At 74.5% G+C, this 25,396-nt stretch carries 21 protein-coding genes and 1 riboswitch; of the genes, 8 read left to right on the top strand and 13 right to left on the bottom strand.

Annotated features, from left to right (window positions below):
* Positions 1 to 24: 24 nt before the first annotated feature.
* The 8 genes from SCWH03_RS03585 to SCWH03_RS03550 all read right to left on the bottom strand — a co-directional run bounded on the left by SCWH03_RS03585 (position 25) and on the right by SCWH03_RS03550 (position 6,473).
* Positions 25 to 891 carry an energy-coupling factor ABC transporter ATP-binding protein gene (locus tag SCWH03_RS03585; RefSeq protein WP_173261667.1) on the bottom strand — a complete coding sequence of 289 codons (867 nt, stop codon included), beginning with the start codon at positions 889 to 891 and terminating at the stop codon, positions 25 to 27.
* Positions 888 to 1,637, bottom strand: a complete 750-nt coding sequence (gene cbiQ / locus SCWH03_RS03580; protein ID WP_173261664.1) for a cobalt ECF transporter T component CbiQ — start codon at positions 1,635 to 1,637, stop codon at positions 888 to 890. The genes SCWH03_RS03585 and cbiQ overlap by 4 nt, the downstream gene beginning before the upstream one ends.
* 6 nt (positions 1,638 to 1,643) lie before the next feature.
* Positions 1,644 to 2,012 (bottom strand): energy-coupling factor ABC transporter substrate-binding protein, encoded by a 369-nt coding sequence (locus SCWH03_RS03575; protein WP_173261661.1) that lies wholly within the window; start codon positions 2,010 to 2,012, stop codon positions 1,644 to 1,646.
* On the bottom strand, positions 2,009 to 2,701 hold the full coding sequence (locus SCWH03_RS03570; RefSeq protein WP_173261658.1) for an energy-coupling factor ABC transporter permease: 693 nt from the start codon (positions 2,699 to 2,701) through the stop codon (positions 2,009 to 2,011). Before SCWH03_RS03570 ends, SCWH03_RS03575 begins: the two co-directional genes overlap by 4 nt.
* Before the next feature lie 29 nt (positions 2,702 to 2,730).
* A riboswitch (cobalamin riboswitch) is annotated at positions 2,731 to 2,950 on the bottom strand.
* An 18-nt stretch (positions 2,951 to 2,968) separates the two neighbouring features.
* Positions 2,969 to 3,373: a PTS-dependent dihydroxyacetone kinase phosphotransferase subunit DhaM gene (locus SCWH03_RS03565; protein ID WP_173261655.1), complete on the bottom strand. Its 405-nt coding sequence runs from the start codon at positions 3,371 to 3,373 to the stop codon at positions 2,969 to 2,971.
* The gene (gene dhaL, locus SCWH03_RS03560; RefSeq protein WP_173262477.1) at positions 3,370 to 3,966 is read right to left on the bottom strand and encodes a dihydroxyacetone kinase subunit DhaL; all 597 of its coding nucleotides are present in this window, start codon (positions 3,964 to 3,966) and stop codon (positions 3,370 to 3,372) included. The genes SCWH03_RS03565 and dhaL overlap by 4 nt, the downstream gene beginning before the upstream one ends.
* 93 nt (positions 3,967 to 4,059) lie before the next feature.
* Positions 4,060 to 5,052, bottom strand: coding sequence for a dihydroxyacetone kinase subunit DhaK (gene dhaK, locus SCWH03_RS03555; protein WP_173261652.1), 993 nt, complete (start codon positions 5,050 to 5,052; stop codon positions 4,060 to 4,062).
* 323 nt (positions 5,053 to 5,375) lie between these two features.
* Positions 5,376 to 6,473 carry a baeRF3 domain-containing protein gene (locus SCWH03_RS03550; protein WP_173261649.1) on the bottom strand — a complete coding sequence of 366 codons (1,098 nt, stop codon included), beginning with the start codon at positions 6,471 to 6,473 and terminating at the stop codon, positions 5,376 to 5,378.
* 452 nt (positions 6,474 to 6,925) lie between these two features.
* Here SCWH03_RS03550 and SCWH03_RS03545 point away from each other — a divergent pair, with 452 nt between their 5' ends.
* The gene (locus SCWH03_RS03545; RefSeq protein WP_254076535.1) at positions 6,926 to 7,399 is read left to right on the top strand and encodes a universal stress protein; all 474 of its coding nucleotides are present in this window, start codon (positions 6,926 to 6,928) and stop codon (positions 7,397 to 7,399) included.
* Between the two features lie 103 nt (positions 7,400 to 7,502).
* On the opposite strand, the gene SCWH03_RS03540 is transcribed toward SCWH03_RS03545, so the two are convergent.
* The gene (locus SCWH03_RS03540; RefSeq protein WP_173261647.1) at positions 7,503 to 9,593 is read right to left on the bottom strand and encodes a PQQ-binding-like beta-propeller repeat protein; all 2,091 of its coding nucleotides are present in this window, start codon (positions 9,591 to 9,593) and stop codon (positions 7,503 to 7,505) included.
* Positions 9,594 to 10,155: 562 nt separating this feature from the next.
* Between SCWH03_RS03540 and SCWH03_RS03535 the strand changes: the two genes are divergently transcribed.
* Positions 10,156 to 11,334, top strand: coding sequence for an acyl-CoA dehydrogenase family protein (locus SCWH03_RS03535; protein WP_173261644.1), 1,179 nt, complete (start codon positions 10,156 to 10,158; stop codon positions 11,332 to 11,334).
* Positions 11,335 to 11,578: 244 nt separating this feature from the next.
* On the opposite strand, the gene SCWH03_RS03530 is transcribed toward SCWH03_RS03535, so the two are convergent.
* On the bottom strand, positions 11,579 to 12,205 hold the full coding sequence (locus tag SCWH03_RS03530) for a TetR/AcrR family transcriptional regulator (protein ID WP_173261641.1): 627 nt from the start codon (positions 12,203 to 12,205) through the stop codon (positions 11,579 to 11,581).
* Positions 12,206 to 12,306: 101 nt separating this feature from the next.
* Between SCWH03_RS03530 and SCWH03_RS03525 the strand changes: the two genes are divergently transcribed.
* The 3 genes from SCWH03_RS03525 to SCWH03_RS03515 all read left to right on the top strand — a co-directional run bounded on the left by SCWH03_RS03525 (position 12,307) and on the right by SCWH03_RS03515 (position 17,258).
* Positions 12,307 to 13,047 (top strand): YqeB family protein, encoded by a 741-nt coding sequence (locus SCWH03_RS03525; RefSeq protein ID WP_216854709.1) that lies wholly within the window; start codon positions 12,307 to 12,309, stop codon positions 13,045 to 13,047.
* A 279-nt stretch (positions 13,048 to 13,326) separates the two neighbouring features.
* Positions 13,327 to 15,591, top strand: a complete 2,265-nt coding sequence (locus SCWH03_RS03520) for a serine/threonine-protein kinase (RefSeq protein ID WP_173261638.1) — start codon at positions 13,327 to 13,329, stop codon at positions 15,589 to 15,591.
* 101 nt (positions 15,592 to 15,692) lie between these two features.
* Entirely contained in the window at positions 15,693 to 17,258 is a 1,566-nt protein-coding gene (locus tag SCWH03_RS03515; RefSeq protein ID WP_173261635.1) for a phytoene desaturase family protein, read from the top strand.
* Between the two features lie 172 nt (positions 17,259 to 17,430).
* Here the strand turns inward: SCWH03_RS03515 and SCWH03_RS03510 are convergent, their stop codons facing one another.
* Positions 17,431 to 18,534, bottom strand: coding sequence for a GlxA family transcriptional regulator (locus SCWH03_RS03510; protein ID WP_254076534.1), 1,104 nt, complete (start codon positions 18,532 to 18,534; stop codon positions 17,431 to 17,433).
* A gap of 198 nt (positions 18,535 to 18,732) precedes the next feature.
* Here SCWH03_RS03510 and SCWH03_RS03505 point away from each other — a divergent pair, with 198 nt between their 5' ends.
* On the top strand, positions 18,733 to 19,680 hold the full coding sequence (locus SCWH03_RS03505; RefSeq protein WP_173262466.1) for an NADP-dependent oxidoreductase: 948 nt from the start codon (positions 18,733 to 18,735) through the stop codon (positions 19,678 to 19,680).
* 308 nt (positions 19,681 to 19,988) lie between these two features.
* On the opposite strand, the gene SCWH03_RS03500 is transcribed toward SCWH03_RS03505, so the two are convergent.
* The gene (locus SCWH03_RS03500) at positions 19,989 to 21,785 is read right to left on the bottom strand and encodes a serine hydrolase domain-containing protein (RefSeq protein ID WP_173261632.1); all 1,797 of its coding nucleotides are present in this window, start codon (positions 21,783 to 21,785) and stop codon (positions 19,989 to 19,991) included.
* 368 nt (positions 21,786 to 22,153) lie between these two features.
* On the opposite strand from SCWH03_RS03500, the gene SCWH03_RS03495 reads away from it, so the two are divergent.
* Together SCWH03_RS03495 and SCWH03_RS03490 are read left to right on the top strand one after the other, a co-directional pair.
* Positions 22,154 to 23,263, top strand: a complete 1,110-nt coding sequence (locus SCWH03_RS03495) for an NAD(P)H-dependent flavin oxidoreductase (RefSeq protein ID WP_173261629.1) — start codon at positions 22,154 to 22,156, stop codon at positions 23,261 to 23,263.
* Positions 23,260 to 24,837, top strand: coding sequence for an acyl-CoA synthetase (locus SCWH03_RS03490; protein WP_173261626.1), 1,578 nt, complete (start codon positions 23,260 to 23,262; stop codon positions 24,835 to 24,837). Before SCWH03_RS03495 ends, SCWH03_RS03490 begins: the two co-directional genes overlap by 4 nt.
* Positions 24,838 to 25,020: 183 nt before the next feature.
* On the opposite strand, the gene SCWH03_RS03485 is transcribed toward SCWH03_RS03490, so the two are convergent.
* Positions 25,021 to 25,203, bottom strand: coding sequence for a hypothetical protein (locus SCWH03_RS03485; RefSeq protein ID WP_173261461.1), 183 nt, complete (start codon positions 25,201 to 25,203; stop codon positions 25,021 to 25,023).
* Between the last annotated feature and the right edge of the window lie 193 nt (positions 25,204 to 25,396).

Raw genomic sequence — 25,396 nt, 5'->3', positions numbered from 1 at the left:
ACAACGGGTTCCGGGTGAGATGCGCTACGCCGGTACGGCCCATCGGTCCAGCTCCTCCGGGGTCCGCGGGCCGGGACTGCCCGCATCCAGCAGCCCGTGCGCCCGCAGCACCTCCTCGGCCGCCATCGCCCACGGCCGCCGCAGCCGGGCCGCATCCAGCAGCCCCCGGTCCGCCAGCAGCTCCGCGACCGGCCCGGTCCGCAGCCCCGCCGGACAGAGCACGGCGGCGTCGTCGGCCCAGCGCAGCGCCAGATCCACGTCGTGCGTGGCCATCACCACGGTCGTGCCGGACTCCCGGAGCCGCGCCAGCACCGCCAGCAGCCTCTCCTGGCCGTGCGGGTCGAGCCCGGCCGTCGGCTCGTCCAGGACCAGCACCCGCGGCCGCATCGCCACCGCGCCCGCGATCGCGGCCCGCTTGCGCTGCCCGTACGACAGCAGATGGGTCGGACGGTCCGCGAGCGCCGCGATGTCCAGCGCGTCGAGCGCCTCGGCGACCCGCGCCCGCACCTCCGCCTCCCGCAGCCCGAGGTTCATCGGCCCGAACGACACGTCCTGGGCGACGGAGGCGGCGAACAGCTGGTCGTCCGGATCCTGCACGACCAGCTGCACCGTCGTCCGGAGCCGGGTGAGCCCTGCGCGGTCGTACGCCACCGGCTCTCCGCCGAGCAGCAGCCGCCCCTCGCCGCAGCGCAGTCCGCCGCTCAGCAGCCGCATCAGGGTCGTCTTCCCGCTCCCGTTGCGGCCCAGCAGCGCCAGGGACCGCCCGCCCGCCACCGCGAAGTCGACACCGCGCAGCACCGGCGGGCCGTCCGGGTAGGAGAACCCGGCGCCGGCCAGTTCCACCACGGGGACCGCGCCCCCGCCCCCGCCCGACTCCACGGAACTGCTCACAGCACGGACCTTTCCAGTACGAGGGTGAGGGCGACGAGCCCCGCGAGCAGCCCCGCGGTCGCCGCCAGAAAGCGCACCGACACCGCCGCCGACGGCACCAGGACCCGCAGCGTCCCGTCGTAGCCCCGCCCGGCGAGCCCCGTGTGCAGCCGCTGGGCCCGGTCGAAGGCGCGCACGAACGCGGTCGCGGCGAGGCCGGCGAGGGACCGCCAGGCCGCCGCCCGGGAGGTGTGGCCGAGCCGGGCGGCCTGCGCCTGGCGGATCCGGTGCACCGCGTCCAGCAGCAGGAACGCGATCCGGTACATCACGAGCGCCACGTCCACGACCGGCCCCGGCACCCCGGCCCGGGTCAGCCGGGGCAGCAGGTCGGACATCGGCGTGGTGAACGCGAACAGCAGCACCCCGAGCGAGGCCGCCGACGTCCGCAGCAGCAGCCGGACCGCGTGCAGGGGCCCGTCGGGCGCGAGGGCCACGAAGCCGTCCGGGCCGCCCACCGCGAACAGCAGCGGGACCGCGCCCGTGACGCAGAACCCCAGCGGGATGCGCCACGCCCGCCACAGCTGCCGGGGCGCCACCCCGGCGGGCCCGAGCAGTACCGCGACGGCGGCCGCCGCCACCAGGACGGCACCCGGCCACGGCGGCAGCGCCACGGCGCAGACCGTCAGTCCCAGGCCCAGTGCCGCCTTCTCGCCCGGGTGGCGGCCGCGCCAGCGGCTGCCGTGTGCCGCCGCGTCGATCGGCAGCATCGGCGACTACGCCCCCGCGCCGGGGGAGTCCCCCGCGCCGGCGGCCGGCGGCCGGGCGCCCCGCGCGGCCGCCGCCCGGGCCCCGCCCTGCCGGCGGCCCCTGCGCAGCCCGAAGTAGTACGCGAGGACCCCCGCGCCCAGGGCGGCCTGGAGGGCGAACAGGGCCGACTCGACCTCCCCGGACGGCGGCTCGTACAACGGGGCGAACCAGGGCTCGTAGTCCGGGGCGATCTCGGTGATCGCGGTCTCCGCCTCCCCGTCGGCGCCCGTGAAGGGCTCCTCCTTGTGGTCGCCCAGACCCAGCGCGAGCGGCAGCACGGCCAGCGCCGCCACGATCGCGAGCAGCAGTGTGTTGATCTTCGCGTTGCGGCTCATCGGACCGCGGCCTCCTTCTCCGCCCCGCCCTGGAGGAGCACCCCGAGCCGGGTCAGCTCACCCTTGCTCGACTGCACCAGCAGCCGCATCACCAGGACGGTCAGCAGGCCCTCGCTGACCGCCAGCGGGATCTGGGTCACCGCGAAGATGCCGCCGAACTTGGCCAGGGCGCCCACCACGCCGCTGCCCGGGTCGGGGAACGCCAGCGCCAGCTGCACGCTGGTGACGCAGTACGTGGACAGGTCGGCGGTGAACGCGCCGAAGAACACGGCCACCATCAGCGGCGCCCCGGACCGCCGCAGCAGCACGTACACCCCGAACCCGGCCCAGGGCCCGACGACCGCCAGGGAGAAGACGTTCGCGCCGAGCGTGGTCAGCCCCCCGTGGGCCAGCAGCAGCGCCTGGAAGAGCAGGGTGATCGTGCCCAGCACCGCCATGATCGGCGGCCGGAACAGTATCGCGCCCAGTCCCGTGCCGGTCGGATGGGAGCAACTGCCCGTCACCGAGGGGATCTTGAGCGCGGACAGGACGAAGGTGAAGGCGCCGGCCGCGCCGAGCAGCAGCGTGGACTCGGGGTTCGCCCTGACCTCGCGGGTCAGCGCCCGCATGCCGTGGATCACGAAGGGGGCGGACGCGGCGGCCCAGGCGGCCGCGTGCACAGGGGGCAGATACCCCTCGGCTATATGCATGGGCAGGGAGACCTCTCCAGCACCTCGTGGATGGACAACGCGCCCCGGCCGGTCTCCTGGCTGACGGGTCATGCCGCCCGGGCTCCGCCTTCCCGGACACCGCGGTCCCCCGCGGCCGTCCAGTGGCTTCCTCGCGGAGAGAGCCGGACTTCCCGATCACAGTGGCGAGGGCCGCACCGGTACTCCACCGGTTTCCCGTTCACCAAGGCCCTGCGACACTAGTGCGTTGACCAGGTGCATCACAAGCCGCCCCTCGGATGCGTACGGTCACACCTTCCGGTAGCCGTACGCCTCCTCCGCTGCCGCCGCCACCGCGTCCAGATCCGCTCCGGTGGCCGCGGTGACCACCGCGGCGACGGCCCCCTCGACGAACGGCGCATCCACGAGCCGGGTCCCCTCGGGGAGTTCGCCGCCCTCGGCCAGCAGCGTCTTCACCGTCAGCACCGCGCTGCCGATGTCCACCAGCACGGCCACCCCCGCGCCCCGGTCCACCCCGTGCGCGGCACGGACGGTCCGCTCCGCACTGGTGCCGAGACCGCCCTCCGCGGTGCCGCCTGCCGCAGCCACCGGCACCCCGTCGCCGGCACCGGCCAGCCTCCGCGCGAGATCGGCGACCGAAGCGGCGACCTGCGCGCTGTGCGAGACCAGGACGATCCCCACCACACCGGTCACCGCGCGGTCTCCTCGAGGGTGCCGATCAGCAGGGCGGAGGACGCCGCCCCCGGATCCCGGTGCCCGATGCTGCGTTCGCCCAGATAGCTCGCGCGGCCCTTGCGGGCCAGCATCGGCACGGTCGCGGCCGCACCGTCCTCCGCGGCCTGGCGCGCGGCCGCGAAGGACTCCTCCAGTGCCGCCGCCGCCGGCTCCAGCGCGTCCAGCATCGTCTTGTCCCCGGCCTTCGCGCCGCCGAGCCGGGCCACCGCCGCGGTCCCCGCGCGCAGCGCCTCGGCGAGCTGCGCCCGCGACACCGCGGCCTCGTCGCCGAGCGCCTTGCCGGCGCGCCGCAGCAGCGTCCCGTACAGCGGCCCCGAGGCCCCGCCGACCGTCGAGATCAGCCGGCGCCCCGTCAGCATCAGTACGGCACCGGGGGTGTCCGGCGCGTCCTTCCCCAGTGCGGCCGTCACCGCCGCGAAACCCCGCCGCATATTGGCCCCGTGGTCGGCGTCCCCGATCGCGGCGTCCAGCTCGGTGAGCCGCGCGGCCTCCCGGTCCACCGCCCGGGCGAGGGCGTCCATCCAGCGGAGGAAGAACTCCGCGTCGAGCACGGCGTCTGCGTCTCGTGGCACATCGGCTCCCTTGTGTGCGTCGTCGCGGCCCGCGGACGCGGCACCGCCGTCACCGGCCGGGCCGGGCACGGCTCAGCGGCCCCAGCGCAGGGCGGGCGTCTCCACGGGGGCGTCCCAGAGCCGCAGGATCTCCTCGTCCGCCTCGCACAGCGTCACCGAGCAACCGGCCATGTCGAGCGAGGTGACGTAGTTCCCGACCAGGGTCCGGGCCACCGGCACACCGCGCTCGGCGAGCACCCGGTGGACCTCCGCGCTGAACCCGTACAGCTCCAGCAGCGGTGTCGCGCCCATGCCGTTGACCAGCGCCAGCACCGGACCCGACGGCCGCAGGTCGTTCAGGACCGCCTCCACGGTGAAGTCCGCGATCTCGCGCGAGGTCATCATCGGCCGCCGTTCACGGCCGGGCTCGCCGTGGATGCCGATCCCCAACTCCAGCTCCCCGGACGGCAGGTCGAACGTCGGGGTGCCCTTGGCGGGGGTGGTGACGGCGCCGAGCGCCACACCGAAGCTGCGCGACCGCTCCCCGACCCGGCGGGCGACCGCCTCGACCCGCTCCAGCGGGGCGCCCTCCTCGGCCGCGGCGCCCGCGGCCTTCTCCACGAAGAGCGTCGCGCCGGTACCGCGCCGGCCCGCCGTGTACAGGCTGTCCCGGACGGCCACGTCGTCGTCGACGAGCACCCTGGCCACCCGGACGCCCTCGTCCTCGGCGAGCTCCTGCGCCATGTCGAAGTTCAGCACGTCGCCGGTGTAGTTCTTCACCACGAAGAGCACACCCGCCCCGCTGTCCACCGCCGCGGCGGCCCGGGCCATCTGGTCCGGCACCGGGGACGTGAACACCTCGCCGGGGCACGCCGCCGAGAGCATCCCGACCCCCACGAACCCGCCGTGCAGGGGCTCGTGCCCCGACCCGCCGCCGGACACCAGGCCCACCTTGCCGGCGACCGGGGCGTCCCCCCGGACCACGACCCGCCTCTCCACGTCGACGTTCAGCCCGGGGTGCGCGGCGGCCAGTCCGCGCAGGCCGTCGGCGACCACCGTCTCGGGGACGTTGATGAGCATCCTCATGGGAACCTCCTGACGGGAGGACCGGACCGGCGGCGTCCGCTCCGGACGGTGTCCTCTCAGACGGGCCGTGTCGGAACAGCCGCACCCCCTCTGCCAGTATCCGCGCAAACGGCCCGTCCGGCACCGCGCTCCGGTGGATCCGCCGGCACGGTGCCCGCGTGCGGCCCGCGGCTTCGCGAGGGCCGCCGGGCGGACGATCACCCGGGCAGACCGGTTGTCCGGCGGTTGTCCGGTGGGCGTCCGCTCGGCAGCCGATGGCGGTGGCCGAGCGGTGGAGGCGTCCGGCGGGCGACCACCCGGCGGGACCGCCGTCCGGCAGGCGGTCAGTAGCGCAGCGCGCTGGCGATGCCGCCCATCCCCGCGAGGGCTCCGTCCGGCACGAACCGCACGTCCGCCCCCGTGTCGAGGGACTTCTCGACGATCTCGTCCACGACGTCGACCACCGCGTCCAAGTCCCCCGGCTCGGCGGGCAGCAGATGTTCGCCGGCGTCCCGTACGGTCGCCCGGTAGTTCTCCTCCACGGCCAGCAGCGCGACCCGGCCCGTCTGCACATGCTCGCGGATCTCGTCCACCCCGGCGGCGAACGCACGCCTGCCCCGGGCCCTGTCCAGTTCCTGAAGGACGCCCGATACCTCCTGCTCGGCTCGTGCCTCGACGAACGGGCGCACCGCCTGCCAGACCGCGTCGGCCGAGGCGCCGGCCACCCCGCCTTGCGGGACATGGACGGCCTGGCCCTTGGCGGCCGTGCCGACGCCGTCGAGGAGCGCGAGCGCCGCGGGTTCGCCGGTCACGTACAGCGGCCGGGGGTCCGCCTTGAGGACCGCGGTGAGCGCCGTGTCGGCCTCCCGCAGGAAGTGCCGTGTGGCCTCGTCCCGGAACGTGCTCGGCACATCGCCGATCCGCTCCCGGCGCTCCGCGTCGAAGTTCTCGGTGCTGCGGGACATCGGAAAGGGGTCCGCGTGCTCCTCGGTGACCCGGTCCGCCGTACCGCTCCAGAGCGCGGCGCGGTCGGAGGCGACCGCGAGGACCCAGAACGGGCGTTCGGAGGCCTGGGCCGAGACGAGGTTGCGGGTCAGGAAGGTGTCCGAGAGCACCACCCGCTCGGGCACGGGACGGCCCAGCGTCCACACCTCGTGCTCGCCCTGAGCGGCGAAGACCACCAGCCCGTCCTCCGCGTGCCCCAGGTCGATCCCGGCCAGCGCCCGGTCGAGCTGCTCGGACACGTCGATCCTGGTCTCTCGGGTGACGGCGGGATCGGCCCTGAGCCGCTCCTTCGCCGCGGCCATCAGATTGCGCAGCCTGACCGGGTCCTGCGCGTTGTCCGGCTCCCGCCGGTGTGTGGGCATCAGGACCGACACCGCGGGATAGGGCCGCTGCCGGCGAAGCCGGGCCAGGTCGTCGGAACTGAGGGCTGGGTGCATCGGGACCACCCTTTCCGCGCACATGTGCACTGGAGGGCCGGGCTGTCAGCACAGAAGTGCGACGAGCGGAGACCGACTCCTAGCACCATAAGTCCGATCGCCTGCACGGGCACCAGGACCGGGACGGGACGGGGCGGGGCGGTGGCAGGCCCCGTCGGCGGCTCTCCCGCCCGGGACGGGGAGGCCGGGGGGACCGGCCGCCGCACCCGTGCACCCGTGCACCCGCGCACCCGGTCCGGCCCCGCCTTCCGGCGGCCCGGCGCCCGGTCGGCGGCGCCATCCGGCCGCGGCGGCCGGGACGCGCCGGCGGCCGGGCACCGCTACCCCGGCGGTGTTCGCCTCGCGGAACGGCGCGAGGTCACGCAGCGTGGATGACGGGGCCCGCAGGAAGGCACGAGAAGGCACGAGAAGGCACGAGAAGCCATGAGAAGCCATGAGAGAGGTGGAAGGGCATGAGTACGAGCGATCCGGCTCCCCGCGTGGTCGTGGGCATCGACGGCTCGCCCTCGTCGTACGCCGCGCTGCGCTGGGCCGTACGGCACGCCGGCCTGATCGGAGCGACGGTGGACGCGGTGGCCGCGTACGAGCTGCCGGGCGCGCACGGCTGGTCGGCCCCCGCCGTCGACACGGAGTTCGACGCCGGGGAGGCCAGACGCGGCCTCGTGGAGGAGGTGCGCGAGGTACTCGGGGAGACGGGCGAGACCCAGGTGCACGAGCGGCTGGTGCACGGCAATCCGGCCGAAGCCCTGATGGCCGCCGCCGAGGGGGCCGAAGTCCTGGTGGTGGGCTCCCGCGGCCGGGGCGGGTTCGCCCGGATGCTCCTCGGCTCGGTGAGCCAGCAGGTCAGCCAGCATGCGCCCTGTCCCGTGGTGATCGTCCGCCCGGATGTGAGCGTGGGTGGCGGCGCCGGGGCCGGCACGGGCTGACCCGCGAGGCGGACCGCGCTTGGCTCGAGGCACGGCCTGTCCGGGGTGCGCGCCCCGGGTTGCCGCCGGCTGCCGCCGGTCGGGCGCCTGATGCCGCCGAGGCTCAGTTGGCCAGCAGCGACTCCAGCACCGCGGCGTCCGGCGGGGTGGTTCCGGCCCGGTTGGCGAGGGTGCAGTCCGGGTCGAGGCGGAGCCGCGCCAGCTCCCTGCCCGCGACGCCCCAGGCGTGCCACGACGGTCGTTGCTCCCAGGCCAGCTGAGGCGGGTTGTACCAGCCGTCGCCCAGACCGGACAGCACCGGCTGGGCCTCGTCGAGGTCCGGCCCGATCCGGTACACCAGCCCGCCGAAGACGGAGGCGAACACCTGCCCGCGGTGTACGGTCAGCTCGCCGTAGCTCGGCAGCCTCCCCGACCGCAGCACGGTGCGGGTCCTGAGGTCCATGGCGAACCAGGCGCCCGCCAGCCGCTTGTAGACGCCGTACAGCACTCCGTCGAGCACCTCGATGTGCTGCAGGCTGGCGTACCCCTCGAGGGGCGCGACCTCCCACAGCACCGTGCGGCTGCACAGGTCGAAGGCGGCGACCGTCGCGCTCGGCCGGGCGGGGGGCACGCTTCCGCCGCCCCAGGTGTCACCGGCGAGGTACGCGATCCCGCTGCTCAGCCGGTCGTCCAGGGCCAGGGACATCACGCTCTGGTCCGTGATCACGTCGTGGTAGACCGCCAGCCGCCCTCTCGCCCGGTCCGCCACCGTCAGCGCGCCCTTCAGCCGTCCGGCCGGCGGTGCGGACGCGATGAGGAATCGGTCGATCGTCCGCGCGTACCGCATGTCCGTCGGCCGCTGCTGGTCGTTGCCGATGAACCCGAGCGACCGGATCGTGCCGCGGTCCGGGTCGAGCTCCAGCACTTCCGTGCTCGGATAGAGCGCCGCGTAGACGCGGCCGCCGGCCGTGCGCAGCTGCTTCGGCTCCCCGGACACCGGGATCCGCCGGCTGGTGCCCTGGGCCGGCCGGTGGGTCGTGATGGAGAAGTGGCCGCCGACGTGCACCGTCCCGCCCGGGCCCAGGGCCAGGGACTGTACGGGGTCCGGGCCCGCCATGGCCGTGTCGATCAGTTCCAGCGTGGTCGACCCGCCGCCGTTCGGGTCCAGCCACCACACCCGGCCGCTGCCCGCCCCGCCCAGCAGCCTGCCGTCCGGGAGCGGGAAGAGCGCCCGGTGCTCGTCCTGCGGGGTGGGCGCGGCGACCGGCACGAGGGCGTCGCCGTCGCGCCGGTAGACCGTCCCCGTCGGCCGTCCGACGCAGTACACCGTGCCGTCGCCGGTCGAGGTGATCGCGTCGACCAGACGTTCCGCGGCCGGCATCGGGATGACCCGGGCGTCACTCCCGTCGGGCGCCAGGTCCACGACGGACCTGCCGAATCCGCCGATCACCCGACCGCCCCTGGCGAGCAGGCAGGCGGCCCCGCCGTACGGCGCCGGTGTGATGGAGCCCTTCGCACCGGTCGAGCGGTCGTAGACGACGACATGGCCGCGCGGGAGCGTACCCGCGTAGACATGGCGGTCGTCGGCCGCGATCGCGCGCACATACTGCTCGCCGGGCCTTGCGACACCCAGGTTGCGCAGCTCACCGGTCGCAGGCGAGTACTCCCACACCTCGCCGCGCGGATAGGTGCCCGCGTACACGGTCCCGTCCGGCGCGGTGGTCAGGCACCAGACGAAGCCGCCCGACGGCCCGATCGTGCCGAGCCGGGTCACCGCACCGGTCGCCGGGTCGAAGCGGTAGAGGTCGGGGACGGGATAGGTGCCCACGTACACCTGCCCGCCGGAGACCGTCGCCGCCCAGCCGCCCTCGCCGCGTGCCAGCCGCACGGTCCTGGTGAGCTTCCCCGGTCCGAGTTCGATCTCGCCCAGCAGCGGCGGGTTCTGACCGCGTGCCACCACATAGGCGTGACCGCCCAGTACCGTCATGCCGACGATCGCCGCGGTGTAGGTCGCCGTGCCGTACGTCGAGACCGGCTGATCCGAGCAGGGGCCGGGGGTGCCGGCCGCGGCCGCTCCGTTCGCCGGTGGGGAGGCGCCGGGGGCGCCCGTGCCTTCGGCTGTGCGGGCGAGAGCCCTGGCCGGGGTGAGTGCGGGGCCCACCACGGACGCCGCGACGAGCCCGGCTCCGGCATGCAGTAGCCGCCTGCGTTCCATGTGAGTCTCCCAGGGGGTGCGGACCGTTCCCTAGAGGATGGCCAGCACCTTCTGTGGAAACGCCGTGCCACGAGCGGATTTTGACGCAGTTTCAGCCAGTCGCCGGAAAGGGCGGCCGAGGGGGCGGGGCGCCCCGCAGCGGTTTCGGGGGCGGAGGCGAGGACGGAGGCGGGGCATACGGGGCAGACGAGGGGGAGGCCGGGCGGGGAGGGGCCGGCCCCCGGCGAACCGGGCAGGGCGCGGCACCGCGGGAACGCCGTGCCCGGCGGCCGCACCGCCCTCTTCGGCGGCGTGCCGCCAGCCCGTCTCCGGTCACCGGAGGCCGCACGGGCCGGGGCCCAGTGCGCTCGCGCGGCCGCCGGGTGGGCCGGGGCGCGAGTGGTCCCGGGGGCGCTGGAGGGTGGTGCCGGGTGGGCGGCGGCGGAGCCGGAGGGTGCCGCGGGGCCTTGCGTCCCGCGGCACGGGTCCGTCCGGCCCCGCATGTCTCTTCCCAATTCCTGTAACGCGTTCTACTCTGTGCCGCCGCGGGGGCGCATACCGGCACGAGACGCCTGGAGGGACCGTGCACCTGGAGTACACACCGGGACAGAGGCGGTTGCGCGCCGAACTGCGTGCCTACTTCGCCGGGCTCGTCCCCGACAACGCCTACGCCCGCCACGTGGACCATGCCGAGCGCAAGCGCTTCTACCGGGCGACGATCCGGCGGCTCGGCGCCGACGGCTGGCTCGGCGTCGGATGGCCGCGGGAGTACGGCGGACGCGGGCTGACGACGATGGAGCAGTTCATCTTCTTCGACGAGGCGGCGCAGGCGGGTGTGCCGCTCCCGCTCATGGCGCTGAACACCGTCGGCCCGACGATCATGCAGTACGGCACCGGCGAGCAGAAGGCGTACTTCCTGCCCCGGATCCTGTCCGGGGAGATCGATGTGGCCATCGGTTACAGCGAGCCGGACGCCGGCACCGATCTGGCCGCGCTCAGGACCCGCGCCGTACGCGAGGGCGACACCTACGTCGTCAACGGCCAGAAGATCTGGACCACCAACGGCGACACGGCCGACTGGGTGTGGCTCGCCGTCCGCACCGACCCGGACGCCCCGCCGCACAAGGGCATCAGCATGCTGCTCGTGCCGACGTCCGACCCGGGGTACTCCTTCACGGTGATCAACACCCTGGCCTCCCACGACACCACGGCGGGCTACTACGAGAACGTCCGCGTACCGGTGTCCCGCCGGGTGGGCGAGGAGAACCAGGGGTGGCGGCTGATCACCAACCAGCTCAACCACGAGCGCGTCACCCTCGCCGCCCACGGCACCATGGCCGTCCGCGCCCTGCACGACGTCCAGCGCTGGGCGGCGGGAACCAAGCTCGCCGACGGCCGGCGCGTCATCGACCTCGGCTGGGTACGGGGGCGCCTGGCCCGCGCGCACACCCGGCTCGACGCGATGAAACTGCTCAACTGGCGGATGGTGGGCGCCGTACAGGACGGCACGCTCACTCCGCAGGACGCCTCGGCCGTGAAGGTGTACGGGTCCGAGGCCCGCCGTGACGCCTATGCCTGGCTGATGGAGATCGTCGGGGCGGCGGGCCCGCTCAAGGAGGGCTCGGCCGGAGCGGTGCTCCACGGTGAGCTGGAGCGCGGCTACCGGTCCGCCGTGATCTTCACCTTCGGTGGCGGCAACAACGAGATCCAGCGCGAGATCATCTCCTGGATCGGCCTGGGGATGCCGCGGGTCAGACGCTGACCGCCGACCGCGGCCGACCGGCGGGGCGCGATCGCCGCGCCACTCGCGGCGGGTGGAGCGGCGGCCCGGCCGCCCCGGCTCCGCGGAGCCGGGCAGGCCCGCACCCGGTCGGGCTTGGCAGTGCTTCCCCGGCCCCGGCCCCCGCCCCCGCCCCGGGGGGTACGAGGTGCCGCATAGGTGACGCCGGCAGAGCCGGAAGGCCGCCCCGTGCGCCCGCCGCTGCACGGGTCCCGCAGGTGCCCCCTCATCGCTCCGGCGGCCGGTGGGCGTCGGGCCGCAGGAAGCGGTGGACGATCAGGCGCAGGGTGGGGAGCTGGTCGGCCGGGCTGAAGGCGGGGTCGGTGGCGGCGCTGGTGTAGAGGGCGGCGATGAGGGCCATGACCCAGGCCGCGGTGTCGTCCGGGTCCAGGGCGGGGTCGATCTGGCCTGCCGCGGCCGCACTCCGCAGCAGGGCGGTGAGGGTGGACCGCTCTTCGTCGTTGTCGCGGCTCAGCAGCGCCTCGAGCTCGGGGTCGCGGTGGGCCTGGATCATCGCCTCCATGACGAGCGCGGGGACCAGCGGCTCCGCGGCGGGCGCGGCGAGGAGGTCCACGGTGTCGAGGAGGGCGCGCCACGGGTCGTCGGCGGCGCGGGCGGCGGCGAAACGCTCGGCCCTGGCGGCGCCGTCGTGCTCGTCGCCCTCGAAGACGGCGTGGAAGACCGCCCGTTTGCTGGGGAAGTAGTGGAACAGGTTGCCCGCGCTCATGCCGGCTGCCTTGCAGATCTCCGCCGTGGTGGTGCGTTCGAAGCCCTTGGCGGCGAAGAGTCCGGCCGCGGCGTCGATGATGTGCCTGCGCCTGGCCTGGTGCCTGGCCGGGTCGACTGTTCTCACCGGAGCTCCTCTCCTGCCGACTCTCGGCTCCCGTCTCGTCCGAGAATAATAGACTGAGTGCTCGGTCTATTATGCGCGGTGTTGAGGGAAGTGAGGGGGACATGGACGAGGACATGGGCAAGGGCGGCAAGGAAGCGTGGCGGGAGTCGCGGGAGGGCCGCCCCGTCGTGCTCCGGCAGTCGGCTGTGGGAACCGCGGGTGTCTACGCCGTTTTCGTGCTCATGGGGGTGGGCGCCGGCTGGCTCGTCGGCTTCCTTGCCGACTGGCTGGTGACACTGCCGTGGGCACCGATGCAGGGACCGGCCGAGTTGGCTGCCTCCGCCCCCGCCCCGGTGCTGCCCGCCGCGGGCGCGGTGGCCGGGCTGGCCCTCGGGCTGGTCGCCCAGCACGAGCAGTTGGCGATCCGCCTGTCGGGGGAGTGCGTGGTGCTCACAGGCAAGGGAAGGGCACGGGAGTTCCCGCGCGATGTCGTCGCCACGGTGTTCCGGGACGGCAAGCACCTCGTCCTGCTCGGCCACGACGGGGGCGAACTCACGCGGCAGGAGTGCGACCTGGACACCGGCCGCGTCGCGGAGGCGTTCACCGCGCACGGCTATGCGTGGGCGGACGCCGATCCGCACCAGGGGGAGTTCCGCCGCTGGGTGCCGGGTGCCCCCGGCCTCCCGGAGGGCGCGAACGCCCTTCTCGAGGCCCGCCAGGAGTCGCTGGACAAGAAGGGGTCCTCCCACGAGGACCTCTGGGAGCTCCGCGGGGAACTGGCCCGTCTCGGCGTCGTGGTGCGGGACGAGAGGCGGCGCCAGTACTGGAGGACCTTCCGGGCAGGGGGGCCGGCCGCGGAGTGAAGGGCGGTGGGACCGGGCCGGCCCGGTCCCACCGGCGTCTGCTCCTTGACCGCCACGCCGGGAAACCCGCCCGAGTCACCCGGCGGCCCGCCGCCACCGGGGCCGCCCTGCGCCGCGTCCGCCGCGCGTGCGCCGGCGGCTGCCGCCGGGTCGCATCGTGAGGGCGATGGCGCGACTCGGGCCCGGCAGCAGGCCCGCGCCGTGCACACTCCGCAGGGAGGCGGCCATACTGGACGGGCCGGGGAGGGCGCAGCGAAGCGACGGGGGCGACGGCACGCGATGGCGGACACCAGGCTGATCCAGGGCCGGTACCGACTGCTCGAACTGATCGGCCGGGGCGGCATGGGCGAGGTGTGGGGGGCCCGCGACGAGTCACTGGGCAGGCGGGTCGCCGTCAAGTGCCTCAAACCCCCCGGGCCGCAGCACGACAGGATGTTCACACGCGTCCTGCGGGAGCGTTTCCGCAGGGAGGCGCGGGTCGCCGCGGCCCTTCAGCACCGCGGGGTGACGGTCGTCCACGACTTCGGGGAGCACCGGGGACTGCCCTACCTGGTCATGGAGTTGCTTGAGGGCCGCAACCTCAGTCAGCTGATGGAGGACGGCGAGCAGCACCCCCTGCCGGTGTCCGACATCGTGGACATCGCCGACCAGGTGGCCGACGCCCTCGCCTACACCCATGAACAGGACGTCGTCCACCGGGACCTGAAGCCCGCCAACATCATGCGCCTCACCGACGGCACGGTGAAGATCTGCGACTTCGGCATCGCCCGGCTCGGCCACGACATCGAATTCTCGTCCCGTCTCACCGGCACGGGCATCGCCATGGGCACCCCCCACTACATGTCGCCCGAGCAGATCGCCGGGGGCTCCGTCGACCACCGCAGCGATCTCTACTCCCTGGGGTGCGTGCTGTACGAGATGGCCACCGGAGTGCCGCCCTTCGACCTCGGCGACGCGTGGTCCGTCCTGGTCGGCCACCGGGACACCGAGCCCCGTCCGCTGCGCAGCCACCGGCCGGAACTGCCCGGGTTCATCGAGGAGATCGTCCTGGGCCTGCTCGCCAAGGCCCCGGACGAGCGGCCCGCCGACGCCAAGGACCTGCGCCGCAGGATAGGGGCCGGACGCGCGACCACGCCCGCCGCCGGTACCGGACCGCCGCACCCGCACCGGTATCCGTATCCGCCCCTCCCCGGGGGAGGGGAACCGGGGCTGCCCTTCTGGACCCGCGGCATGACCCTCGGCCACAAGGCGATCACCGGCTCCACGCCGCGGACCCCGCCGCCCGACTTCACGGCGGGCCTGACCGGCGAGTGGACCACCGGGGCGGATCTGCGCGGCCCCGCGCCCGTGAAGCTCCCCCGGCCGGAGCGGCCCACTCCGTCGCCCGAACTGCTCGCCGTGCTCACCGGCCGCCACCATGCGGGCCTCAGCCTCGGCCGGCTCGGCCGCTGGGAGGAGGCGGGCGAGGTGCACCGCGCGGTCGCCACCGAGCGTGAGCACGCACTCGGCCCCGACCACCCGGACACCCTCGCGAGCCGCTACGAGGTCGGTTTCACGCTCAGCAGGACCGGCCGGGCGGCCGACGCGCTCCGCGAGTTCGGCCGCGTCGCCGAGGGCCGTGACCACACCCTGGGCCCCGACCACCCGGAGACGCTGGCCGCCCGGCAGGAGATGGCGTACGTGCTCGGCCGGCTCGGCCGGCACTTCGAGGCGCACCAGGTGTACACCTCGGTGCTCGGCTCCTGGGAACGCACGGCCGGGCCGGACCACCCCGACACCCTTCGATGCCGTCACAACCTGGCCTTCAACCTGAGCCGCCTCGGCCGGCTCGAGGACTCCCACCGCACAGCGCAGGAGGTCGCCGAGGCCCGCAGCAGGGTGCTGGGCGCCGGGCATCCGGACACGCTCACGACCCGGTACGAGGTGGCCTACGCCCTCGGCCGGCTGGGGCGCTGGAGCGAGGCCCTGCGGACCTACCGCGACGTGGCGGCAGCCCGTGCGCTGGCGCTCGGCCCGGACCATCCGGACACTCTCGCCGCGCGCTACGAGATCGGGACCAGCCTCGGCCGGCTCGGACGGAGCGCCGAGGCGGTGGAGCAGTACCGGGCGCTGGTGGCCGACCGCGCCCGGGCCCACGGCGCCGCGGACCCCGAGACCCTGCGGGCCCGCCACGGTCTCGGCGTCAACCTGGGCCGGCTCGCTCGCTGGGAGGAGGCCCTGGCCGAGGCCCGCGACGTCTGCGCCGTCCGGGAGCGGGTCCTGGGCCCAGATCACCCGGACACCCTCGTCAGCCTCCGGGAGGTCGCGGTCGGCCTGGGCTGGCTGGGCCGCTGGAGCGACGCGCTCGCCGTCTACCGGCAGGTGGCCGAGGCCCGTGAACGCGTGCTGGGGGACCGGCACCCGGACGCGCTGGCCAGCCGCAACGACCAGGCCCACTGCCTGGAGCAACTCGGCCGGGGCGGCGAGGCGGCCGAACTGTACCGCCGGGTGGCGGCACTGCGCCGCCAGGGCGGGGCGGACCGGTCGCCACCCGGCGGGTCCTGAAGGAGCCGGGGCGCGGTGGGCTCCGGGGATCTCCGCGCTCGGGGATCGCAAACGTGACACCGCTCTCTGGCCCGCGCGATCACCGCGTGCTACCAAGAGGCATGTCTGCAGCCTCCTCCGCTTCGTTCAGCCGGTCCGTCTACGACGCCGTCATCGTGGGCGGCGGCCACAACGGGCTGGTCGCCGCCGCCTACCTGGCCCGTGCGGGGCGCACCGTCCTGGTCCTGGAGCGCCTGGGGGACACCGGGGGAGCGGCCGTCTCCACCCGCCCGTTCGCCGGGGTCGACGCCAGGCTCTCCCGGTACGCGTACCTGGTGTCCCTGCTGCCCGCGGGCATCGTCCGCGACCTCGGGCTGTCCTTCTCGGTCCGCAAGCGCACGGTGTCCTCGTACACCCCCGCCGTGCGCGACGGCAGGGCCACGGGACTGCTCGTCGGCGGCGGGGGCACGCGCGACTCGTTCGCGGCGCTCACCGGCTCCGACCGGGAGTACGCGGCGTGGGAGGCGTTCTACGGCAGGACCAGGCAGGTCGCCGAGAGGGTCTTCCCCACCCTGACGGAGCCGCTGCCGACCCGCCGGGAGCTGCGGGAGCGGGTCGGGGACGAGACGGCCTGGCGGATGCTCTTCGAGGAGCCCATCGGCACCGCGATCGAGGAGAACTTCACGGACGACCTGGTCCGCGGTGTCGTCCTGACCGACGCGCTCATCGGCACGTTCGCGGATGCCCACGACCCCTCGCTGGTGCAGAACCGCTGCTTTCTCTACCACGTCATCGGCGGCGGCACCGGCGACTGGGACGTGCCCGTCGGTGGGATGGGCGCGCTGACCGGCGCGCTCGCCGGGGCCGCCCGGGCCGCCGGCGCCGAGATCGTCACCGGCCATGAGGCGATCCGGATCGAGACCGGCGGGTCGGCCGCCGAGGTCGTCTTCCGCACGGATGCCCGCGAGGGCGCGGTCGCTGCCCGCAAGGTACTGGTCAACGCGTCACCGCAGGCCCTGTCCGCCCTTCTCGGGGAGCCCTCCCCGCCCCCTGCGGAGGGTGCCCAGCTCAAGGTCAACATGCTGCTCCGCCGGCTGCCCCGGCTGCGGGACCACTCGGTCGACCCGCGGCAGGCGTTCGCCGGCACCTTTCACATCGCCGAGGGCTACGGCCAGCTCGCGGCGGCGTACGCGCAGGCCGCGGCCGGGCACCTGCCCGAGGCGCCGCCGTCGGAGATCTACTGCCACTCGCTGACCGACCCGTCCCTCCTCGGACCCGGACTGGCCGCCCAGGGCTACCAGACGCTGACCCTCTTCGGACTCCACACACCCGCCCGGCTGTTCCACGAGGCGCCGGACGCGACCCGCGACACTCTGCTCGAGGCCACCCTCGCCGAACTCGACGCCCATCTGGACGAGCCGATCGCCGACTGCCTGGCCCTGGACGAGGCGGGACGTCCCTGCATCGAGGCCAGGACCCCGCTGGACCTGGAGCATGAGCTGCGGCTGCCGGGCGGGCACATCTTCCACGGCGATCTCGCCTTCCCCTGGACCGGTGCCACCACCGGCCGGTGGGGCGTGGAGACCGCCCACCCCCATGTGCTGCTCTGCGGGGCGGGAGCGGTGCGCGGTGGCGGAGTGAGCGGCATCCCCGGCCACAACGCGGCGATGGCGGCGCTGGGGCGCTGACTGCCTGTCACCTGCCGTCTGTCGCCTGCTGGTTGCCGCCGTCGGCGGTTGCGGACCGCCGACGGCGGCAGGCGGTGGCGTCGTGGTCGGTGGGCGACTGCCCGGAACCGGTGCTCCGTCCCCGCTGCCCTGCGGTGCTCGCTGCCCTGCGGTGCCCGCTGCCCCGCGGTGCTCAGAACCCGGTCCCGGCCCGGTCGGAGGCAGCCGCGGTGTGAAAGGTACGACGGTAGACGGCGGGAGAGACACCGACGAGTCCCCGCATGTGCTGCCGCAGTGAGTTGGCGCTGCCGAACCCGGCGCGGTCGGCCACCAGGTCGATCGACAGGTCGCTGGTCTCCAGCAGTTGCTTGGCCAGCTCGACCCGCTGTGCGGTGAGCCACCGGCCGGGGGTGACTCCCGCCTCGTCGCGGAACCGCCGGGTGAACGTCCGGACGCTCATCCGGGCGTGTGCGGCCAGCTCGCCCAGCGTCAGCGGGCGGTCGAGCCGCTCCAGCGCCCAGGCCCGGGTGGGCGCGGTGGTGGCCGTCGTGGGTTCGGGGACGGGCCGCTCGATGTACTGGGCCTGGCCCCCGTCGCGCCATGGCGGGACGATGCAGCGGCGGGCCACCTGGTTGGCGAGTGCGCTGCCGTGGTCGCGTCGCACCAGGTGCAGGCACACGTCGACACCGGCAGCCGCGCCGGCCGAGCTGAGCAGGTCGCCGTCGTCGACGAAGAGCACGTCCTCGTCGAACCGCACCAGCGGGAACAACCGCCGGAAGTGCTCCGCCTCCGCCCAGTGGGTCGTGGCAGGCCGGCCGTCGAGCAGTCCCGCAGCGGCGAGCACAAAGGCGCCCGTGCAGATCGACACCGTACGGGTGCCCGGCCGGATCCGCGCGACGGCTCCCGCGACGGGCGCGGGCAGCAGCCCCTCCCGGGCGATGCTCCCGAGCCGGTGGGTCGGTGCGACGACCACGGTGTCGGCCCGCTCCAGCGCCCCGGGGCCGTGCGCCACCTCGATCGAGAAGCCCGCCTCGGTGCGGACGGGCCCGCCGTCCGGGGTGCAGACGACGACCTCGTACAGCGCGGCGCCGTCCGGGGACCGGGCACTGCCGAAAATCCTTGCGGGGATGCCGAGTTCGAAGGTCATCACGCCGTCGAGGGCCAGGACCGCCACACGATGCGGATTCGGCCCGGGCGGCGCGACGCAGCCGCCGTGCACGTCCCACTCGCCGCTCGCCTTCCGCCCTACCGCCGTGCGGTCCGCGGTGTGTTCCGTCTTCCGGCCCCGAGGAGTCATGGCCAGATTCTGTCACATCATGGCCATCCAGCCACTGTGGTCCGGGTCGCGAGTGCCTAGGGTGGAGGTGTACCGAGAACGGAAGGACCTCTCATGCACGACAGCGACCGCGGCACCAGCTCAGGCACTGACACCGGCACCGGCCCGGACGCGGGCGGTGGCAGGGACCATGGCACCGACGGCGGCACCGGCCGCACGATGCGCGCGATCAGCCCGGACGGCTGGGGCGGACCGGAGGTGCTGCGCGTGGTGACCCTCGCCCGGCCCGCTCCCGGCCCCACCGAGATCCTGGTGCGGGTGCACGCGGCCGGGGTCAACCCGGTCGACTGGAAGACACGGGCCACCGGAGGCTTCGGCATGCACGGCGAGCCGCCGGTACTCGGATACGACGTCTCCGGCGTCGTCGAGGCGGTGGGGCCGGGCGTCACCGTCCTCCGCCCGGGCGACGAGGTGTTCGGCATGCCGGAGTTCCCGCGCCAGGCCGGGGGATACGCCGAGTACGTCACAGGACCGGCCCGGCACTTCGTGCCCAAGCCCCCTCAGCTGAGCCATGTGGAGGCTGCTGCCCTGCCGCTGGCCGGCCTCACCGCCTATCAGTCCCTCGTGGAGACCGCGGGACTCGCCTCCGGTCAGCGGGTGCTCGTCCACGCGGCAGCGGGCGGGGTGGGCCATCTGGCCGTCCAGATCGCCGCGGCCCGCGGCGCGTACGTCATCGGCACCGCCCGCGAGGAGAAGCACGCTCTGCTGACGGAACTCGGCGCTGACGAGCTCATCGACTACACCCGGCAGGACTTCACGGCCGTGCTCGGGAACCAGGCCGTCGACGTGGTCCTGGACTCGATCGGTGGAGAGTACGGGCACCGGTCCCTGCAGGTGCTGCGCGATGGCGGCACGCTCGTCACACTCCCCTCACCCGACGATGTGCCCGCTCCGGAGGAGACCGAGCCGAGGGGTATCCGCACCGGTTTCACGCTCGTGGAGCCGGACTCCACGGGATTGCGCGCCCTCGCGTCGCTCGTGGCGGAGGGGAGGCTGCGTCCCGTCGTCGATACCGTGCTGCCGCTGGAGCGCGCCGCCGACGCCCACCGGCTGGGCGAGAACGGACGCACCCGGGGGAAGATCGTGCTCACGGTCGCGGACGTCTGATTCGGGAACTCCCCGCGGGTGCCCCTCGCGGGTGCGGAACCCCTCGCTCCGCCTGTGCTCCGTGCTCGTGCCTGTGCCTGTGCCCTCCACGCCCGTCCGCCGGGCGGCACCCGCGCTCCCCCTCCGCTCCTTCTCCGGTTGTCCTCAGGTTGTCCTCCGGTTGTCAGCGCTCCTTGCGCGCGGCGGGTGACCGATCGGTCCGGCAGGTGCGGGGCGCGGGCGGGGCGCCGGCCCGCCCAGGCGCCGCGGCCGACCGCCGCGACGGGGGAAGGGCGGAGCCCGGGGGCGCTCGGGTCCTTCACCGGGCCTCAGTCGCTCGAGCGGGTCCAGCCGGCGGCCTCGATCCGTGCCGCGTCGCCGGGCCGCGCCCCGTCGAAGAGCGTCCCGCCGCCGTCCGTGAGCCGCAGGCCGTCCACGTACACGCCGCGCCCGGGGTACCGCCGGTCCGTCGTGTACCGCCACCGGAGCCGGATCGGCCGGCCGCCCACGGTGGGCAGTTCGGACCCGACGCCGTGCCAGGCCCGGCCCGACCAGCCGGAAACCCGGCCCTCGGGCCGGGGCACGGCGTCCCCGCCTCGCCGCCGGGTCTCGAACGGCACGGCGCGCCAGCTCGCGCCACCGTCGTCGGAGACCTCAAGGAACACCCCGTCGGAACCGGGCCCGGTGTCCCACCACAGGGAGCAGCGCAGCCGGGCGCGCCCGGTGGACGGAGTGACCTCGGGCAGCGCCAGTGTCGCCGTGGCGGCCGCGGCCATCCCGGAGAACCAGGCGGTACGGCCGTGCGTGGGACGTACCGGCACGGCGCGCGCGAGGTGGTCCGCGGCGGCGACGCGCGGTGCGCTGCCGGAGCGCCAGTTCCGCACCGGGTGAACGGAATTGCCGAGGACGATCAGAAAGGAGTCAGTCGAGGGGTCCAGTACGAGACTGGTGCCGGTGAAACCCGTGTGTCCGGCGGTGCGGGGAGTGGCCATCGCGCCCATGTACCAGTGCTGGTACAACTCGAAGCCGAGCCCGTGTGCGTCGCCGGGGAACGCGGTGTTGACGTCGGTGAACAGCAGGTCCACGGACTCGGGGGCGAGGATGCGGGCCCGGCCGTAGGCGCCGCCGTTGAGCAGGGTGCGCGCGAGCACCGCGAGGTCCCAGGCGCGGGAGAACACCCCGGCGTGCCCGGCGACCCCGCCGAACGCGTGGGCGTTCTCGTCGTGCACCTCGCCACACACCAGCCCGCGGTCCAGTCCCGACCACGGCTGCCGGGCGTCCTCGGTGGCGGCGATCCCGGGGCGCCAGGAGGGGGGCGGGTTGAACCGGGTGCGGTCCATACCGAGCGGCGCGGTGACGTCCTCGGTGAGCAGGGTGTCCAGGCTCCGGCCGGTGGTCGTCTCCAGGACCAGCTGGAGTGCGATCAGGTTGAGGTCGGAGTAGCGGTATCCGGTGCCCGGAGGGATCGCGGGTGCCTCGTTCCACAGCCGCCGGAGCCGGTCCTCGTGGGAGGGTTCCCTGTAGAGGGGTATCCAGGCGCGCAACCCCGAGGTGTGGGTGAGCAGTTGGCGTACGGTGACGTCCTGCTTGCCCGCGGTCCCGAAGTCCGGCAGATAGGAGGCGGCCTTCTCCTCCAGCTCCAGCGCGCCCCGCTCGATCTGCTGGACGGCGAGGAGGGACGTGAACAGCTTGGACACCGACGCCAGGTCGAACACGGTGTCCTCGGTCATGGCGATCTGCCGCTCCGGGGGGAGCTCCACGCCGGTGTCGGTCCTCTCGTCGTAGGCCGCGTAGCGCACGGCCTTGCCGATCGGCCGGTGCAGGGCGACCGTGCCACCGCGGCCGGCGAGCAGGACGGCCCCGGCGTACCAGGGGCGCCGCGGGGAGGGGGAGAGGAATGCCTCGGCGTCCGCCACCAGCCGCTCCAGCGGACCGGCGAGGAGCCCGGCCTGCCGGGGGGTGCCGCGGCGCAGCGTCGTGCGGCGGCGCGCGCCGGCCCGGCCTGGGGCGGGTGCCGCCGCGGCGGCACCCGGAACGGATCCGACCACTCCGGCCGCTCCCCGTGCCAGCAGCCCGCCGCCGGTTCGGCGGCGGCTGGTCCCTCCGCCTCTCGAGGCCTCCGTCACGTCCCTGCTCCGTCCCTGCTGCCCGGTCCTGGGGGCCGGGTTCGGAGGCGGCGTCCCACCGGCCGCCGGGTGGGCTCTTCCGTCCGGACACCCCTACAGGATGGCAGGGGCGCGTGACCCGCGCCCCGCGGTCCACCCGGTCTCGCCCTCGGGGCCCATGCCGCGGGACGCGTCGTCGCCCGCGTGCGCCGGGGTCCCGCAAAGCGGCATCGGTCACCGAACGGAGTCGGCTCGCCGCAGGGATCCCGGCCGCCGATCCGGGTCGCCGCAGGGATCCCGGGCGCCGAAGGGCGTCGGGGCCGACGATAATCTGACACAGCATCAGGAAATCTCTTCCCTCGGCCGTTCCGCTGCGGCATCCTGCGCCCATGGAGACGGAGCTGAGCAAGAGACTGGGAGTCGAGCACGCCATCTTCGGCTTCACCCCGTTCCCCGCGGTCGCCGCCGCCATCAGCCGGGCGGGCGGCTTCGGCGTCCTGGGCGCGGTCCGCTACACCGCGCCCGGCGACCTCGCACGGGACCTCGACTGGATGGAGGAGCACACCGGCGGGGGGCCGTACGGACTCGACGTCGTCATGCCGGCCTCGAAAGCCGGAGGCGCCACCGAGGCCGAGGTCGAGGCCATGATCCCCGAAGGGCACCGCCGCTTCGTCGAGGAACTCCTCGCCGCGCACGGCGTACCCGCGCTGCCCGAGGGCGAGGCGTCCGGCTGGCGGATCACCGGCTGGATGGAGCACGTCGCCCGCGGCCAGCTCGACATCGCCTTCGACTACCCGATCCGTCTCCTCGCCAACGCACTCGGCTCCCCGCCGCCCGACATCGTCGCCCGGGCCCGCGACCGCGGAGTGCTCGTCGCCGCGCTCGCGGGCAGCGCCGCGCACGCCCGCCGCCACGCCGAGGCCGGCATCGACGTCGTCGTCGCCCAGGGCTACGAGGCGGGCGGCCACACCGGCGAGATCGCCTCCATGGTGCTCACCCCGGAGGTCGTCGACGCCGTCGGCCCGCTGCCGGTGCTCGCCGCCGGAGGTATCGGCAGCGGCGAGCAGATCGCCGCCGGGCTGGCCCTGGGAGCCCAGGGCGTCTGGCTCGGCTCGATCTGGCTCACCACCACCGAGGCCGAACTGCACTCCCGCGCCCTCACGGCGAAGCTGCTCGCCGCGGGCTCGGGCGACACCGTCCGCTCCCGCGCCCTCACCGGCAAACCCGCCCGTCAGCTCCGTACCGCGTGGACCGACGCCTGGGACGGCCCCGACGGACCCGCCCCCCTGCCCATGCCCCTCCAGGGGCTCCTCGTCGCCGAGGCCGTCTCCCGCATCCAGAAGTGGGAGGCCGAACCGCTCCTCGGCACTCCGGTCGGCCAGATCGTCGGCCGGATGACCTCGGAGCGGAGCGTCCAGCAGGTCTTCGACGACCTGACCCGCGGCTTCGAGCGCGCCGTGGACCGCGTCCAGCGCATCGCCGGAAGGAGTGGATCATGAGTGGGCGGGTGTCGGGAGACCCGCGGCCGGAGTCCCCCGGGGGCTTCTGGGCGCAGGCCGCCGCCGATCCGGCACGGACGGTGCTGATCGCCCCCGGTGGCGAGGAGTGGACCGCCGGGCGGCTGCACGGCGATGTCAACCGCCTCGTGCACGGGCTGCGTGCCGCGGGGCTGCGGCGGGGCGACGCCTTCGCCGTCGTCCTGCCCAACGGCGTCGAGTTCCTCACCGCCTACCTCGCCGCCACCCAGGCCGGCTTCTACCTGGTCCCCGTCAACCACCATCTCACCGGCCCCGAGATCGCCTGGATCGTCGCCGACTCCGGCGCCCGAGTGATCATCGCGCACGCGCGCTTCGGCGCCGCAGCGGCCGCGGCCGCCGACGAGGCGGGGCTGCCAGCGGACAGGCGCTACGGCGTCGGCGGTGTGGACGGCTTCCGGCCGTACACCGCGCTCCTCGACGGCCAGCCCGCGGTGCCGCCCGCCGACCGCACCCTCGGCTGGGTCATGAACTACACCTCCGGCACCACCGGCCGGCCCCGGGGCATCCGCCGGCCTCTGCCCGGCACACCACCGGAGCAGACACACCTCGGAGGGTTCCTCGGCATCTTCGGCATCAGGCCCTTCGACGGCAACGTCCACCTGGTGTGCTCGCCGATGTACCACACCGCCGTGCTCCAGTTCGCCGGAGCTTCCCTGCACATCGGCCACCGGCTGGTGCTGATGGACAAGTGGGCGCCCGAGGAGATGCTGCGGCTCATCGACACCCATGCCTGCACCCACACCCATATGGTCCCGACCCAGTTCCACCGGCTGCTCGCGCTGCCCGAGGACGTCCGGGCCCGATACGACGTCAGCTCCATGCGGCACGCAGTCCACGGCGCCGCGCCCTGCCCCGCCCAGGTGAAGCGGGCGATGATCGACTGGTGGGGGGGTTGCGTCGAGGAGTACTACGCGGCCAGCGAGGGCGGGGGCGCCTTCGCCACGGCCGAGGACTGGCTGAAGAAGCCGGGCACGGTCGGCCGGGCCTGGCCCATCAGCGAGCTCGCCGTGTTCGACGACGACGGCAACCGGCTGCCGCCCGGCGAGGTCGGCACCGTCTACATGAAGATGTCGACCGGCGGCTTCAGTTACCACAAGGACGAGGCCAAGACCCGCAGGAACCGCATCGGCGACTTCTTCACGGTCGGCGACCTCGGACTCCTCGACGAGGACGGCTACCTCTTCCTGCGCGACCGCAAGATCGACATGATCATCTCGGGCGGCGTCAACATCTATCCCGCCGAGATCGAGTCCGTGCTGCTCGGCCACCCCGCCGTCGCCGACGCCGCCGTGTTCGGCATCCCGCACGCAGACTGGGGCGAGGAGGTCAAGGCCGTCGTCGAGCCGGCCGAGGGCCATGCCCCGGGACCCGGGCTCTCCGCCGCCATCCTCGCCCACTGCGAGCACCGCCTCGCCGGCTACAAACGGCCCAGAAGCGTGGACTTCGTCGGCACGATGCCGCGCGACCCCAACGGCAAGCTGTACAAGCGCCGCCTTCGCGACCCGTATTGGGAGGGACGCGACCGCCCGGTGTGACGGTACGCCGGAGCCGGCGCGGCCGTCGCCGGCATCGGCGGACCGTCCGGGCGATCGCGCACGCCTCGGTGCGACCTCCCCGGAGCGCCGGTCCTCGGCGACGCCACCCGCCCGGCGAGGCTCGTGCCGCGCCGCCCGGGCCCTGCTGCGGGCGGGTGGGGAACCGCGATCCGGAGTGCGCGCCTACCGGCCGGGCGGGAACTGCTGCGCCTGCTGGGTGTGCGGGCCGGCAGACGCCGCCCTCGGCCGGATCAGCTGCTCCAGACCGCGCAGGGTCTGCTCGGCCTCCTGGCGCACCTGAGCGGGCACATCACCGCGTTCGGTGACGAGCCGGTCGTAGATCGGCGCCTCCTGCCACACAGTCAACCAGCCCTTTCCCCACACGAGTTGCGCCCCCGGTACCGGAGGCGGCTGCCGAGCTTAGCCGGTCCCCTGTGCCCTCCCGAAACCGGTCTGCCGAAGCCACCCGTCCGCCCCTGCTGCCGCTCCCTGTTCTTGCGGAGCCCCGCGAGGACCCCGTCCGTGTCCACCTGCGCGAAGGAGGCGTCGGGTCCCGCCG

This window comes from Streptomyces pacificus (assembly GCF_011766325.1).
Taxonomy (GTDB): domain Bacteria; phylum Actinomycetota; class Actinomycetes; order Streptomycetales; family Streptomycetaceae; genus Streptomyces; species Streptomyces pacificus.
Note: the sequence above shows the minus strand (reverse complement) of the source record. Positions and strands in the feature narration are given on the sequence as shown.

Excerpts from the sequence above, each read along its gene's own strand:
- SCWH03_RS03550 (WP_173261649.1), bottom strand. The coding sequence starts at position 6,473 with ATGCACCCAGCCCTCAGTTCCGACGACCTGGCCCGGCTTCGCCGGCAG.
- dhaK (WP_173261652.1), bottom strand. The coding sequence starts at position 5,052 with ATGAGGATGCTCATCAACGTCCCCGAGACGGTGGTCGCCGACGGCCTG.
- SCWH03_RS03545 (WP_254076535.1), top strand. The coding sequence starts at position 6,926 with ATGAGTACGAGCGATCCGGCTCCCCGCGTGGTCGTGGGCATCGACGGC.
- SCWH03_RS03570 (WP_173261658.1), bottom strand. The coding sequence starts at position 2,701 with ATGCATATAGCCGAGGGGTATCTGCCCCCTGTGCACGCGGCCGCCTGG.
- cbiQ (WP_173261664.1), bottom strand. The coding sequence starts at position 1,637 with ATGCTGCCGATCGACGCGGCGGCACACGGCAGCCGCTGGCGCGGCCGC.
- SCWH03_RS03515 (WP_173261635.1), top strand. The coding sequence starts at position 15,693 with ATGTCTGCAGCCTCCTCCGCTTCGTTCAGCCGGTCCGTCTACGACGCC.
- SCWH03_RS03525 (WP_216854709.1), top strand. The coding sequence starts at position 12,307 with ATGGACGAGGACATGGGCAAGGGCGGCAAGGAAGCGTGGCGGGAGTCG.
- SCWH03_RS03490 (WP_173261626.1), top strand. The coding sequence starts at position 23,260 with ATGAGTGGGCGGGTGTCGGGAGACCCGCGGCCGGAGTCCCCCGGGGGC.
- SCWH03_RS03575 (WP_173261661.1), bottom strand. The coding sequence starts at position 2,012 with ATGAGCCGCAACGCGAAGATCAACACACTGCTGCTCGCGATCGTGGCG.
- SCWH03_RS03505 (WP_173262466.1), top strand. The coding sequence starts at position 18,733 with ATGCGCGCGATCAGCCCGGACGGCTGGGGCGGACCGGAGGTGCTGCGC.
- SCWH03_RS03540 (WP_173261647.1), bottom strand. The coding sequence starts at position 9,593 with ATGGAACGCAGGCGGCTACTGCATGCCGGAGCCGGGCTCGTCGCGGCG.
- SCWH03_RS03510 (WP_254076534.1), bottom strand. The coding sequence starts at position 18,534 with ATGACTCCTCGGGGCCGGAAGACGGAACACACCGCGGACCGCACGGCG.
- SCWH03_RS03495 (WP_173261629.1), top strand. The coding sequence starts at position 22,154 with ATGGAGACGGAGCTGAGCAAGAGACTGGGAGTCGAGCACGCCATCTTC.
- SCWH03_RS03520 (WP_173261638.1), top strand. The coding sequence starts at position 13,327 with ATGGCGGACACCAGGCTGATCCAGGGCCGGTACCGACTGCTCGAACTG.